At 57.3% G+C, this 13,693-nt stretch carries 15 protein-coding genes; 12 read left to right on the top strand and 3 right to left on the bottom strand.

Going from position 1 to position 13,693, the window contains the following annotated elements; translation table 11 throughout:
• Positions 1-14: 14 nt before the first annotated feature.
• The gene (locus ELR57_RS03375; protein ID WP_238162385.1) at positions 15-2,021 is read right to left on the bottom strand and encodes a S8 family peptidase; all 2,007 of its coding nucleotides are present in this window, start codon (positions 2,019-2,021) and stop codon (positions 15-17) included.
• A 255-nt stretch (positions 2,022-2,276) separates the two neighbouring features.
• Between ELR57_RS03375 and ELR57_RS03370 the strand changes: the two genes are divergently transcribed.
• From ELR57_RS03370 to thiI, 5 genes are all read left to right on the top strand, one after another.
• The gene (locus tag ELR57_RS03370; RefSeq protein ID WP_126957264.1) at positions 2,277-2,774 is read left to right on the top strand and encodes a DUF3907 family protein; all 498 of its coding nucleotides are present in this window, start codon (positions 2,277-2,279) and stop codon (positions 2,772-2,774) included.
• Positions 2,775-2,878: 104 nt separating this feature from the next.
• Entirely contained in the window at positions 2,879-3,091 is a 213-nt protein-coding gene (locus tag ELR57_RS03365; protein WP_126957262.1) for a DUF1540 domain-containing protein, read from the top strand.
• 154 nt (positions 3,092-3,245) lie between these two features.
• Complete coding sequence (locus tag ELR57_RS03360; RefSeq protein WP_238162384.1) at positions 3,246-4,088, top strand: lytic transglycosylase domain-containing protein; 843 nt, start codon at positions 3,246-3,248, stop codon at positions 4,086-4,088.
• Between the two features lie 126 nt (positions 4,089-4,214).
• A complete protein-coding gene (locus tag ELR57_RS03355) occupies positions 4,215-5,378 on the top strand; it encodes a cysteine desulfurase family protein (RefSeq protein WP_238162383.1) in 1,164 nt (387 codons plus the stop codon).
• Entirely contained in the window at positions 5,378-6,616 is a 1,239-nt protein-coding gene (gene thiI, locus ELR57_RS03350; protein WP_126957258.1) for a tRNA uracil 4-sulfurtransferase ThiI, read from the top strand. Before ELR57_RS03355 ends, thiI begins: the two co-directional genes overlap by 1 nt.
• 64 nt (positions 6,617-6,680) lie before the next feature.
• On the opposite strand, the gene ELR57_RS03345 is transcribed toward thiI, so the two are convergent.
• Positions 6,681-7,403, bottom strand: coding sequence for a TerC family protein (locus ELR57_RS03345; protein WP_126957256.1), 723 nt, complete (start codon positions 7,401-7,403; stop codon positions 6,681-6,683).
• 127 nt (positions 7,404-7,530) lie between these two features.
• On the opposite strand from ELR57_RS03345, the gene ELR57_RS03340 reads away from it, so the two are divergent.
• The 7 genes from ELR57_RS03340 (at position 7,531) to ELR57_RS03310 (ending at position 13,002) form a co-directional block, all read left to right on the top strand.
• Positions 7,531-8,199, top strand: a complete 669-nt coding sequence (locus ELR57_RS03340) for a TerC family protein (RefSeq protein WP_126957254.1) — start codon at positions 7,531-7,533, stop codon at positions 8,197-8,199.
• A 180-nt stretch (positions 8,200-8,379) separates the two neighbouring features.
• On the top strand, positions 8,380-8,862 hold the full coding sequence (locus tag ELR57_RS03335; RefSeq protein WP_370452194.1) for a hypothetical protein: 483 nt from the start codon (positions 8,380-8,382) through the stop codon (positions 8,860-8,862).
• A 174-nt stretch (positions 8,863-9,036) separates the two neighbouring features.
• Positions 9,037-10,878, top strand: a complete 1,842-nt coding sequence (typA, locus tag ELR57_RS03330; protein ID WP_126957252.1) for a translational GTPase TypA — start codon at positions 9,037-9,039, stop codon at positions 10,876-10,878.
• A gap of 36 nt (positions 10,879-10,914) precedes the next feature.
• A complete protein-coding gene (locus tag ELR57_RS03325; protein WP_126957250.1) occupies positions 10,915-11,220 on the top strand; it encodes a YlaH-like family protein in 306 nt (101 codons plus the stop codon).
• Positions 11,221-11,307: 87 nt separating this feature from the next.
• Entirely contained in the window at positions 11,308-11,610 is a 303-nt protein-coding gene (locus ELR57_RS03320) for a hypothetical protein (protein WP_126957248.1), read from the top strand.
• A complete protein-coding gene (locus tag ELR57_RS03315) occupies positions 11,607-12,698 on the top strand; it encodes an LCP family protein (RefSeq protein WP_126957246.1) in 1,092 nt (363 codons plus the stop codon). Before ELR57_RS03320 ends, ELR57_RS03315 begins: the two co-directional genes overlap by 4 nt.
• An 82-nt stretch (positions 12,699-12,780) precedes the next feature.
• The gene (locus ELR57_RS03310; protein ID WP_126957244.1) at positions 12,781-13,002 is read left to right on the top strand and encodes a hypothetical protein; all 222 of its coding nucleotides are present in this window, start codon (positions 12,781-12,783) and stop codon (positions 13,000-13,002) included.
• A 20-nt stretch (positions 13,003-13,022) separates the two neighbouring features.
• Here ELR57_RS03310 and ELR57_RS03305 read toward each other — a convergent pair whose 3' ends face one another.
• Complete coding sequence (locus tag ELR57_RS03305; RefSeq protein ID WP_126957242.1) at positions 13,023-13,628, bottom strand: YhcN/YlaJ family sporulation lipoprotein; 606 nt, start codon at positions 13,626-13,628, stop codon at positions 13,023-13,025.
• Between the last annotated feature and the right edge of the window lie 65 nt (positions 13,629-13,693).

Here is a 13,693-nt window from a genome sequence, read left to right as displayed (position 1 = left end):
AGGTTCTCGCACGATCAAGGAGACGGGCGGCTTCGCAGCAGATCCTCCACCTCGCGCCGTACCCGCTGAGGATAGAGCTGCAGCGATCCGGCGGCCGCTCCCGCTTCCGCGCTTGCGGCCGGTTCCGCGTTCGGCGCGGCTCCGATGCCTCCGCCGACGCCTCCGCCGCTAGCGGCCGCCACGGCCGCATTCACGTCGATCTGCCCATACCCGAAGTCCGCGTCCTTGCCCTTGGCTCCGAGATCCTTCGCGGTGCTTCGCAGCAGCTCCATGACTTGCTCATTCGTCAGGGAAGGATTGGCTGCCCGGACAAGAGAGGCAAGAGCGGAGACATGGGGGCTTGCCATCGACGTGCCCGACAAAGCGGCATAACGGCTCCCCGGGTAGGTGCTGGCGATCGAAGTGCCTGGGGCGGCGACATCGATGTAGTCCCCGAAGTTGGAGTATTCGGCTTTCGATTCGTCCTGATTCGTCGCCGCGACGGCGAATACTTCCGGATAGGCCGCCGGATAACCGGGCTGATCCGTATTGTCGTTGCCGCTGGCCGCGATCAGCACGACGCCTTTATCGTGAGCGTACTTGACGGCGTCATGGAGGAACTCGGCGGATGCGTAGTTGCCGAGGCTCATGTTAATGACGTTCGCGCCGTGATCGGCCGCCCAGATGATTCCTTCCGCCACGGAGTAGGCCGTTCCGGCTCCCGAGCTGTCCAGTACCTTGACGGGCATGATCTTGGTCTGCCAGGTCATGCCGGCGATGCCTTCGTTATTGTTGACCTTGGCGGCGATGATGCCGGCGACGTGGGTGCCATGTCCGACGTCGTCGTTCGGCTTCGCGGAGGGATCGATAATGTTTTTGCCTTCGACAAGGCGTCCCTGCAGATCGGGATGATCCATCTGCACGCCCGTGTCCACGACGGCCACCACAATATCATCCTTGCCGCGAGTTACGGTCCAGCCCTTCTCCGTCGCGATCTCCGGCAGATTCCATTGGTACTGCGAGTACAGGGTGTCGTTCGGGATCACCTCGGGGCCTTTGCCAGCGTCCGATCCCGCGATGCCGTTCTCGTTCGTCAGGTAGAGGTAGTGAGGCTCCACGAAGATCGGATTCCACTTGGCGAAATAATGCTTCAGCTCGTCCATGCTGTGGCTGCTCGAACGGAACAGGTACGTTTGGCCGCGATGGCGCACGACCGTGAGTTTAAGTTCCTTGCGCATCTTGAGGAGCTCCCGATCGGTAAGCGGCTTGCGGAACTTGACCACGACCTCGTCCACCGCGTAGTGGCTCGCCTTGCCGTTGTCTTCTCCCGTCCGTACCGTAATATCTTTGTTGGTGCCGGGAACGACCGATTCCAGGCGATAACGGCCTTCCGCCGGATACGGAACGACCCGCAAGTTGCGGCGCTGATGCCGTTCCACCTCCTGCACGATATCCGTACGGACCAGCGCGATCACGCCGTCCCCTTTTTTGCCCCCGTCCGGGTGCGCCATAACGAAATGAGTCATTCCGTCATATTGGAACGAAGGCGACTCGTAGCCCTTGCCTTCCTTGAGGGAGGCCTTCGCTTGCGCAAGGTCCTTGGAAGCGATCTTCAGCAGAGAAGCCGATGTCTCGCCTTCCTGAACGCGCACTCCGTTGCGCACCCACGTCACTTGAACCATATGCGGATGGGCCTTAACGACCTGCTTCAAGTGGGCAGAGCGGTTGGAATCGGGAACTCGCCCGTGCTCGGCCACGAAGTTCCTCATGTCCCTCGTACAATCCAGCCTGCACAGCTTCTCCGAGGCTTCCATGTCGCGTTGGATGCTGGTTTTCTTGTAAGCGGCTTCCTCCCTAGCCGTCAATCGCCTAGGAATCGACGTTTGCGGCGAATTCGAATGCGTAAGCATGCGCTGCTCCGACCGGTACGACGCCGGGCTGGGAGCGGGGGATTTGACAGTCTTGGGTGGCGCGATAAGCGGCACGACGAACAAAGCTACTCCTGCCGTAAATAATAAGCCTACGAGGGCGTTGCGGCGCACGAGGGCGTTTCCTCCTTTTGCACAATCGCTTAAGATGATCTTCTTAAGGTTAGCTTGGAGTTCGGGGGCAAAAATATACGGCTATTTTCTTCCTTGGCAGTACCGTTTCCCAGCGATTTGTGGTACTATGATTTTGATTTTCGTCACATGTCCCAGAGTCTCTCGGACAAGACGACCATTTTGCATACCCTCGATTGAGTCGAGGAATACGAACCGAATGACGCGCTTGTGGAGAATGAAAGGGGAAAGCTTATCATGCCAACCGCCAATGTGAAGGCGATTGCCGAATTCAGCCGGGAGAAATTAAAATTCGCGATCGAACAGCTTGAGACGTTCCTTAATAACTTTGCGCTGCCGCAGCTAACGGAAGGCGCCAGCGACGACTCGGTCAACGTGCATGCGGGACTGCTGTCCGATCTTCGCCATCTGCTCGTGTTCTCCGAAGTCGCTTACGAGAAGCTCGGAGCGCTGCTGCGTCGCCCTAACTTCGATACCGACGCCGCTGAGCGGGTTCTATATGAGGTTTACCATCATTGCGTCAATTCGTACTTCTATCCGAAGAACGAAGCTTACTCGGAAGACGGGCGCTACGCTTATACGGGACAAGACGCGATTCGCTTCCGCGCCAAGCCGTCCCGCGCCGAACGCGACGTCGTGCTCGGGATTTCCCGCAGCTACGAGGAGCTTCGCGATGAGCTCGCTTACTACGAGAGCGAGTACCTGACGCACAAACGAATGCAAGCCAAATCCTAATAACGGAGCCTGCCGGGACAGACGGCTTCCTCCAACCCCCACCCCTCGATTCGCATACCGCAGCCAAAGCGGTGCGCACACTAGAATCGGGGGGTGAGTTTTTTATGCCGAATGGCGTATCCTGCAGCGTAAGCAATTGTTCATTCTGGGGGGAAGGGAATTTATGCGCGGCCAGCCGAATCGCGATCGAGATCGACGCCCATTCGAAGCGAAAGTTCGAGGACGCCGAATTCGCCGAAGAAGGGTTCGCGGAGCATCAGGATGTTGCCGGGAGCTCGAAGACGACATGCTGCTTGACGTTCAAGCCTAAAGAGTAAGGAATTACTAATTAATACCAATTTATTCGCAATAATTGGGACTATGGATCGGCATCGTTCGACAACTAGGCATTAAGTCCGGCTATCCTTTCTGCCGAAAAATGTTGTACAATATTGGAAAGACTTGTACAACGACGATTCGGGAGAGACGACGATGACGGATAGAGTGACCATGGACCCTCGGATGATGAAGGAACTGCTGCTCACGCAATTTATGAGCGGCGTCAATCCTTTCGATACGAAGACTTCGTATGCGTCTTCCGCCGGAACCGGAGACGACCTGTTCGCGCAATTGCTGAATCAAATGCTGTCTTCGGATTCCGGAGAGTCCTCGGATGCGTTAGCCGATTATTCCAGCCTGGGGAGCTCGTTGGGGCTGGGGGGATTGAGCGGCTTAGGCTCTCTGAGCGGTCTTGGCAGCTATGGACTTGGCGGTCTGTCGGGCTTATCCGGCTATACGGGCTTATCCGGCTTGGCTGGACTAAGCGGACTCGGCGGCTCCTCTTCCGGAAGCTACCTGACCTCGCTAATGGGCGGTCTGTCGGGAGGCGGTCTTGTCAACGATACGGGCTACACTTCGATGTACGACGGCCTTATTCGGCAGGCAGCCAGTCAGTACGGCGTCGATCCTGCTCTGATCAAGGGAGTCATTCAATCGGAATCTTCGTTCCGTTGGGATGCGGAATCGTCCGTCGGAGCGAAAGGACTTATGCAATTGATGGACGGTACCGCCCAAGGCCTGGGCGTGACGGATTCCTTCGATCCGGCCCAGAACATTGACGGCGGCACGAGATATCTCTCGTACCTGCTCCGCAAGTACAACGGCAGCGAAGCGACCGCGCTGGCCGCCTACAACGCGGGACCGGGACGCGTCGATCGGCTGGGAATCGCTTCGAACGAGGAGCTGATCTCCCGATTATCCGAGCTGCCGGCCGAGACGCAGGCCTATATCGGGAAAGTGCTCTCCAATCGCAATCTGTGGAGCTCGTCCATCTAAATTTACCCATTTGGTCATTCGCGAATGACCTGTGATAAGATCAAAGCGGGATGCGAATCCGGCTTTGATCTTTTTTTGCATACATAAACGGGTATATAATAAATGTCCAGAGAGGAGAGAGTCCACTTGAAGAACTATTATTTCGATCATTGCGCTTCCACTCCTCCTTACGAGCAGGTCATTCAAACGGTGAGCGAGCTGATGGGGCTTCATTATGCCAATTCGACAGCCCTCCACCGGTCGGGACAAGAAGCGGCCAAGCTGGTCGAGCGCGCCCGCGCATCGGCAGCGCAATCGCTCGGAGCGAAACCGGAAGAGGTGCTGTTCACTTCGGGAGGCACCGAGAGCAACAATCTGGCTCTAAAGGGGATCTTATTCTCCGGGGGTAGAAAAGCTCCTAGACACCTGATTACGACGTCGATCGAGCATTCCTCCGTCTACAATACCGCCAAGCAGCTGGAGAGGTTCGGCATCGAGGTCACGTTCCTTCCGGTCGACCGAACGGGCAGAGTATCGGTGGCGGACGTCGAAGCGGCAATCCGCCCGAATACCCAGCTGGTCAGCGTGATGCACGTCAACAACGAGACCGGCGTCATCCAGCCGATCGAAGAGATTGCCGAGCTGCTCTCCGGCTATCCTCAGATCCGGTTCCACGTTGACGGCGTTCAGGCCGTAGGCAAGGTTCCGCTGAAGTGGGGAGCCAAGGGCATCGATCTCTATTCCGGTTCCGCCCACAAATTCCGCGGTCCGAAGGGAGTCGGCTTCCTGCTTAAGAGAGAAGGCATCGAACTGGAGCCTCTGCAGGAAGGCGGCGGGCAAGAGGACGGCTTCCGCGGAGGCACGCACAACCTGCCGGGAATCGTCGGGATGTCGCAGGCTCTGCGCTTGACGATGGAATCCATGGCTGGCAGGAGAGAGAGAATGTTCGCTCTAAGGCGGCAATTGATCGAGCAGACGAGGAGCATTCCGGAGCTCCTGCTTAACGTGCCGGAGGAGGAACGGCTTGTCTCGCCCCAGGTCGTTAACCTGTCCTATCCCGGGATGAGGCCGGAGGTTCTCGTTCATATGCTCGAGGGCAACGGAGTGTTCCTCTCCACGCAATCGGCCTGCTCCTCCAAGAGCCTCAAGCCGAGCCGCGTGCTGCTGGCGATGGGAATGGACGCGGATCGCGCTTCCGGCAGCCTGCGCATCAGCTTCGGAGACGAGCATGAGGCGGAGGACGTGGACGAGCTGGTTCGCAGATTAAAGGCAACGGTCGCTAAGCTCAAGCCGCTGGAGAGGAGCCGGTAATGGATTACGAATTGATCTTGGTGCGATATGGCGAATTGACGCTGAAGGGGCGCAATCGCAAGAAATTCGAGGACCTGATGTTCCTCAAGCTGAAGCAAGCGCTTCGAACCTTCGAGGCGGTGCAGTACGAGAAAAACTTCGGACGGGTCTACATCCAATTGAACGGGGAGAGCTACGACGAGGTCGCGGCTAAGCTGCAGGAGATTTTCGGCCTGCACTCCTTCAGTCCCGTTCTCCGGGCAAGCCACGAGCTTGAGGATATCCGAGACAAAGCTCTTCAACTGATGCAATCGGAGCGGCCGGTGCCGAAGACGTTCAAGGTTACGGTAAAGCGGGCGTGGAAGGAATATCCGCACGATTCCCAGGAGATGAACCATCTGGTCGGCGCGCACGTGCTGCGCAATACGCCCGAGCTGAAGGTGGACGTCCGTCACCCGGACGTCGAGCTCAAGGTCGACATTCAGCCGCAAGGCGTGTTTCTGTATTCCTCGATGATTCCGGGGGCGGGGGGATTCCCGCTGGGAATGAACGGCAAGGCGATGCTGATGCTGTCCGGAGGGATCGACAGCCCGGTGGCCGGCTGGATGGCCATGCGCAAAGGGCTGGAGATCGAAGCCATCCACTTCCACAGCTACCCGTTCACGAGCGAGCAAGCGACGGAGAAGGTCATCACCTTAACGCAGCGGCTCGCCCATTACGGAGGGAAGATCAAGCTCCATCTCGTTCCTTTCACGGACCTGCAGACCCGAATGGCGCAGAGCGGGCATGAACATCTGATCATCACCTTCATGCGGCGCGCGATGCTGCGAATCGCGGAGAAGCTGGCGGAACGCAGCGGCGCGCTCGCGATCGTCACGGGCGACAGCCTTGGGCAGGTCGCCAGCCAGACGCTGAGCAGCATGAACGTCATCGGCCGCACGATCTCGATCCCGCTGCTGCGGCCGCTTGTCATGATGGACAAGCTGGACATCATCCGCTATGCGGAGAAAATCGGAACCTATGAGACGTCGATCCTTCCGTTCGAGGATTGCTGCACGCTGTTCGTTCCGAAATCCCCGGCGACGAATCCGAACCTGCGGGTCGTCGAAAGCGCGGAAGCCGCGTGGGGAGATGAGCTTAAGCGAATGATCGACGAAGCGGTGAACAACACCGAGACGATCGTCATGACGCCGGCCGGCCGACTCGTACGCAAGTCGGAGAGGCAGCCCGAACCGGCAGCCGAGGATCGTTGGTTCTAATCCAAATGATAGAAGGCCTTCCCTGTCGTCCCGGAGGACGAAGGGAAGGCCTTCTACTTTATCTTTATCTGCGTTTCGATCCGGCCAGCGAGCCCGCCGAGGCCGCCTTGACTTTGGCTTTGTGAGCCTTGATCGAATTGGTCCACAGGCCGCCGACGATGATGATCACGACCATGACGGTGATAAACGTATACTTCAGAACGGGATTGTCGTCGAACAGGCCGTGCAGCTTCGGCTCGTGGGTAACCATCTTGGAAGCCGTATAAGCCAGAACGGCGGAGCCGATGTACACGATCCAAGGGAAGCGGTTAAGGAGGCCGACGAACAGCGTGCTGCCCCAGACGACGACGGGAATGCTGATCAGCAAGCCGAGCACGACGAGCAGCGTCTCCCCGTGAGCGGCGCCGGCGACGGCGATCACGTTATCGAGTCCCATGGCGGCGTCGGCGATAACGATCGTGCGCACCGCTACCCAGAGAGAGGAGCCTGGCTTAACCTCTTCATGGTGCTCCTCCTGGATAAGGAGCTTGTAGGCGATCCACATGAGGACGACCCCGCCAATGGCAAGCAGGAAAGGAATCTTGAGGAGGTAGACGACGAGCAGCGTCGCGACGATCCGTATAATGATGGCTCCTCCGGTTCCGAGCCAGATTGCTTTCTTCTGGGTTTCCTTCGGCAGATTTCTCGCCGACAGCCCGATGACGATGGCGTTATCGCCCGCAAGCAAGAGATCGATGAAGATGATCGTAAGCAATGACGTAAGAAATTCCCAGCTAAAAATATCCATGATGACCTCTCCTCTGACATACCTCTATCCAAGTTTAATACGGCGCCGCCGTCAATTGGATTCAAAATATTACGCATTGTCATAACGACCGCAGCTTGTACATACACCTGATTCTAGGGGGTGCAGTATGGGACTAGGCGAGAGCTTCATGGTGTTCGTAGAGATCGTGCTAATCAATCTCCTGCTCAGCGGGGACAACGCGATTGTCATCGCGATGGCCGCGCGCAAGCTCCCGCCGGCCCAGAGGCAAGCGGCCGTATGGTGGGGAACCGGCGCCGCCGTCTTGCTGCGCGTCGGGCTTACGCTTGCCGCCGTGGCTTTGCTTAACGTGCCCTTCATGCAGACGGTCGGAGCCGTCTTCCTGTTCGCGATCGCGCTTAAGCTGCTCCTTGATCATGGCGGCCATGAGGAAGAGAGGCAAGCGGCATCGACGATAGGCGGCGCGGTATGGACGATCGTCGCGGCGGACTTCGTCATGAGCCTGGACAACGTACTGGCCGTAGCTGCCGTAGCGAAAGGCGATGTCGTCCTGCTCGTCATAGGAATCGCGTTGAGCATCCCTATTATTATCTGGGGCAGCTCTTTCATTATTCACCTGCTTGATCGGGCGCCTTTCTTAGTTTACATCGGAGGCGGTCTGCTTGGCTACGCTTCCGGCGAGATGATGCTCAAAGATCCCGGCCTGAAGAAGATTCTGCCCATAGCCGCGGAAGGCGTCGCGGAGAGCCTGCCTTTCCTTGCCGTCGCCGTTCTGCTAGCGGCCGCCTTGCTGCTCCGCCGGAAACGCGCGTCCTAAAGGCCTTGTCCGCGGGGGGCGATTTTCTTCTCTTCGCGCAGCTAAATTTTCGGTATAAGAACTGGTTTTTTGAGATGTTTTCCTTTACACTTAAGGATAAAAAGAAGCCTGTCCGTCTCGTTCCATCTACGCGGGCAACAGGCGCCGTTTCGCAGTCTTCAAACAAAGTGGGGGAACATCGTGAACAAGCAATCCGCCGCGGTAGGGGTGCTGGCACTGGCTGCGGGGTTGGTCATTCTGCTCGGCAAGCTAGGGGTATTCGCCTTCATTGGCTCCGTATTCTGGCCGCTGTTAATTCTAATCCCGGGTATTTTATTGCATGTTCTTTATTTCGGTCGTATGCTTCCGGCGGTCACGCTGATTCCGGCCGGCATTCTGACGGTTATCGCGGTCCTGCTCGTCATCGGGAATTGGTTCGGATGGCACTCGATGAATTATTTGTGGCCGTTCTTCGTGCTGAGCGTCGGAGTCGGGCTGTATGAATATTACGTGTTCGGCCCGGATCGCACGAAGTCGCTGTGGGCGGTCTCCGTCGGATTGATCGCGGTCTCGGTGCTGCTGTTCTTCATGACGCTGCTCTGGAGATGGGGAGCCTATCTGCTTGCCGTGATCCTGATCGCGGCGGGCGCTTGGATGGTTCTCAAACGCCCGCGCTTTCGCTGAATCGAAGGCTCGGGAAGAGACCCGCTTGATTAATAAGCGGTTTGGCGTATAATAGAAGGGATGTAGGTGGAGCGTCGACCTTGCGTCGACGTTTTCTTGTTTCCGTAACCAAGGGCCGATATACCGCCGATATTCCTTGGAATCGACCCTTTATATAAAGATAGGAGTGGGACTATGCACCCAAGAGATCGCATTCGCAATATCGCCATCATCGCGCACGTTGACCATGGCAAAACAACGCTGGTGGACCAATTGCTCCGCCAATCCGGAACGTTCCGGGAAAATGAGCAAGTTCAAGAACGGGCAATGGATTCGAATGATCTGGAAAGAGAACGCGGCATTACGATCCTCGCCAAGAACACGGCCGTCCACTACAAGGATTGCCTGATCAACATCGTCGATACGCCGGGACACGCCGACTTCGGCGGCGAAGTGGAACGGATCATGAAGATGGTTGACGGCGTTCTTCTCGTCGTCGATGCGTTCGAAGGCTGCATGCCGCAGACGAAGTTCGTGCTTCGCAAAGCGTTGGAAGCGGGACTGACTCCGATCGTTGTCGTCAACAAGATCGACCGTCCTGCTGCGCGCCCCGCCGAAGTTATCGACGAAGTGCTCGAGCTGTTCATCGAGCTCGAAGCGAACGACGAGCAGTTGGAATTCCCGGTCGTCTATGCATCCGGCTTGAACGGGATCGCCGGCCTCGAGCCGGACAACCTGACCGATACGATGGAGCCGCTCTACGAGACCATCATCGAGAAGATCCCGTATCCGACCGAGAATACGGAAGAGCCGTTGCAGTTCCTCGTTACACTGCTCGACTACAACGAATATCTCGGACGTATTCCGATCGGACGCGTTAATCGCGGCAAGATCCGCCAAGGGCAACCGGTTGCCGTCTTGGACCGCGAAGGCAAGATCCGTCAAGCTCGGATCGAGAAGCTGTTCGGCTTCCAAGGGCTGAAGCGCGTCGAGATGGATGAAGCCGCTGCCGGCGACATCATTGCCATCGCAGGGATCAAGGATGTCAATATCGGCGAGACGATCGCTGACCCGGCGAATCCGGAAGCTCTTCCGGTTCTGAAGATCGACGAGCCGACGCTGCAAATGCGCTTCCTCGTTAACAACAGCCCTTTCGCCGGACGCGAAGGCAAGTTCGTTACCTCCCGCAAGCTGCGCGAGCGCCTGTTCAAGGAACTGGAGACCGACGTATCTCTGCGCGTCGAAGAGACGGACAGCCCGGATGCCTTCATTGTCAGCGGCCGCGGCGAGCTTCACCTTGGCATTCTGATCGAGAACATGCGCCGCGAGGGCTACGAGCTTCAAGTGTCGAAGCCTGAGGTTATCATCCGCGAGATCGACGGCGTTAAGTGCGAGCCGATCGAACGTCTGCTGATCGATGTTCCGGAAGAGAGCATGGGCAACGTGATGGAAAGCCTTGGAACGCGCAAAGCCGAGATGGTCAACATGATCAACAACGGCAACGGACAGATTCGCCTGGAATTCCTTATCCCCGCGCGCGGTTTGATCGGCTATCGCACGAACTTCCTGACGTTGACTCGCGGTTACGGGGTCATGAACCACGGGTTCGAGAAGTACGGTCCAATTGTCGGAGGACAGGTTGGCGGACGTCACCAAGGCGTGCTCGTCGCGAGCGAGACCGGAACTACGACGATGTATGGCATGATGGGCGTTGAAGACCGCGGCATTCTGTTCTTGGAGCCGGGTACCGAAATCTACGAAGGAATGCTCGTTGGCGAGCACACCCGGGATAACGACATCATCGTCAACATCTGTAAGGAAAAGGCGCTCAACAATATTCGTACCGCAAATAAAGAAGAGACCGTCAAGCTGAAGACTCCTCGTCTGATGTCGATGGAAGAAGCGCTTGAGTACCTGAACGACGACGAGCTTTGCGAGATTACGCCGAAGTCGATTCGCTTGCGCAAGAAGATCTTGGTCAAGAGCGAACGCGAACGGGCGGAGAAGCAACGCAAAATGGCGGAATCCGGCGTTTAACGCCGGATTTTCCCGCACCTACTGGAGGGATTGGTTGTGCAAGCATGGTTCGCGGATCATCGCCTAATCTCTTACATCATCATTCTCGCATTTACCATCTATATCTTTAACGCGGTGTTCCGGATGGGGAGGCTCCCGATCCTGAAGGAGATTCTTGTGTACATCGTGATGGCGATCGGCTGCCTCGTGCTGCTGGTGCTGCAGATCGACAAGCTGCCGATCATCCAGTGCATGGGGGTCGCCGTCATTATGATGCTGATGCTTAGAATGCGGCAGCTTTATGACAAATGGCGCGGCGGACAAGCGGATAGCTCCGGCAAGGAGTCGTCCAAGCAGCAGTAAAGGTTATCGGAGCAAGAGGGAATGCCAGATTCGTATTCCCGCCGGAAGTCTCGGGAGACTTCGGCGGAACGAATAGGAGGATTCGTCATGCGCCTTACCGACACGTTGTTCTATTGGCTGCAGATGAAGCTGATGACCGAGGCTCGCCCCGAAGACGAGGCGGCACGGGAGTCGCTTCACTTTTTTGCGCAAATTTTGTCCGAAGATCACGAACTGGCCGAGTTCGCCGTCGTTTCTAAGGATTCCGCGAAAATATATGTCGACTATCGCCTGCGCAATGAAGCTTCTAAGACGGTCTGGTTCGATCGCGAAGCTGCCGAGCAGCTCGTTCGCGATCTGTACGGCGCCGCCGAAGGAGCTGTCGACGAGGATCACGAGGTGAATGAATGAGCAATCCCGCACCGCTGCCTCCTAGGAGCAGAAGCAACCCGAAGGCCGTACCGAAAAAGCCGAAGCGTCGCCCGCGCCGCTTCTTACTCTTCCTGTTCTCATTCTTGATTGTCGTTATCGTAGGCTTGGCTGCTTATGCGGGCTATATCTGGAACGAAACGAACAAAGCTTTGACCGATGTCGCGCTTCCGGCCGGCAGCGCCAAGCCGATCGCTTCCGAAGAAAGGGCGCAGGTCAAACCATTGTCGATGCTGCTTCTCGGCACGGACTATCGCGAAGCGACGGGCAGCATGAATACGGACGTGGTCATGGTCATCGCCATGAATCCGAATTCGAATACGGCTACCGTCGTCTCGATTCCGCGCGATACGAATCCTCAGCTTGAAGGTTATTCCTCGCGGAAGATCAATGCGTTCTATGCCCGGTTCCATCATAAAGCGACATCGGAGTTGGGCAAGGAAGGCGACGACGCTAACGCATACGCCCGCGACGAGATGAAAGACATGCTGGGCAAAATGTTCGGAATCAAAGTCGACTACTCGGCGGTGATCAACTTCAAGGGCTTCGTCGACGTCATCGACGCGCTTGGCGGCGTAAAGGTGTACGTCGATCAAGACATGCGTTATACGGACAGCGCCGACGGCACCGACATCAACCTGAAGAAGGGCGATCATACGCTCAAAGGCGAGGATGCGCTCGGCTTCGTGCGGTACCGCAAGTCGAATCACGGGACGGCGGCTTCGAGCGATTTCGACCGCAACGACCGCCAGAGCCGAGTGCTCGCCGCGATTATCGACAAGATGAAGTCCGTCGGCGGCGTGACCAAGCTTGGCAACGTCATCGGCGCGGTAGGCGACAACATGCGGACCGATATTCCGCGCGACCAGATCATCAATATGCTCAAAGCGTATTACGATATCAACAAGGAGAGCGTTCGCTTTATCCCGCTCGAAGGAGTATGGGACAGCCCTTATGTATATCTGAACAAAGAGAAGCTGGAAGAAGCGAAACAGGCTCTAGCCGAAGAAATGACTCCGGAAGGACGCAAGGCAGCGCCTGCGGCCTCCGCAAGCGCCGCGGCCGAATAGGGAGAACCCGCGGATTGCCGCTTGGAATCCCGGACTTTCCTATGCTATAATGAGTCCAATCAGTCCGGAGGGAGGTTGGCGGATGACGATAGCGGAGAAGATCCTTCCTTATCATCTGACTTGTCGACACCCGGAGAACTCCAGCATGGAGGGACCGGCCGAGCTTCTTGCGTACAAGAAGAGAGGTGCCGACACTCTCGGCGTCTGCCTTGCGGCGCATCCGGATTTGGCTATCAGCAATGACGATATTGCCGCAGAGCGTCCGAATGGACAACTTTCCGCGGCCATTACGAAAGCCCAGTGAGCGATCACTGGGCTTTTTTGTCATTTTCCGGAGGTGTTCGATGGGGAGGAACGGCCTCCCGTATGAGCTTGCAGCTTGTGAATCGTTCCGGTTCCGTCCGGAGAAGCGGGCGGGACGACGCTGCGCGGCATCTGAGGAATCAGACGGCCGACAATATCCGCCATCTCTTCGGAGAAACCGGCGATCGGCCTTCCGTTCTTCGCGTCGGCTCGAATCTCGCGAAGGCGCTGCGCCATATCGATGTCCGCCGTAACGACGGCGTCAATGCCGTAAGGATCCTTGCGGAACGCTTCGGCTACGGCATATTTAATCGTTCCGACCCTGGAGCGTTCAAGCGTAGGCTCCACGTCGATGCCGACGACCGCGTACTTTCCGAACACGACGCAGTTCGCTCCCTTGACGCCTTTGACGCCTGTCGCCAGCTTCTCCAGGTGCGCGGCTACCTCCGATGCATTCGCCTTGGTAATCGCTGCCGTAGTCCCGTTGGTCGTGCTCTGCACGTTGACCCGATTGCCCAGCGGCGCCGGACTCGATTGCTTCGCGGAACCGCAAGCGGCCGTGCCCAAAGTTAGCGATGCGAGCAGCAGGCCGGTTCCAATTCCGCCGCCAATCGCAGTTAGCTTCATATCCAATCACCGTCCTATCGTAAATTCTGTCTGGAGGGGATGCCGGGAAAGCGACGGACACCGCA

Source organism: Cohnella sp. AR92 (genome assembly GCF_003990975.1).
Lineage (GTDB): Bacteria > Bacillota > Bacilli > Paenibacillales > Paenibacillaceae > Cohnella.
This window is presented reverse-complemented; position numbering and strand designations above follow the sequence as displayed.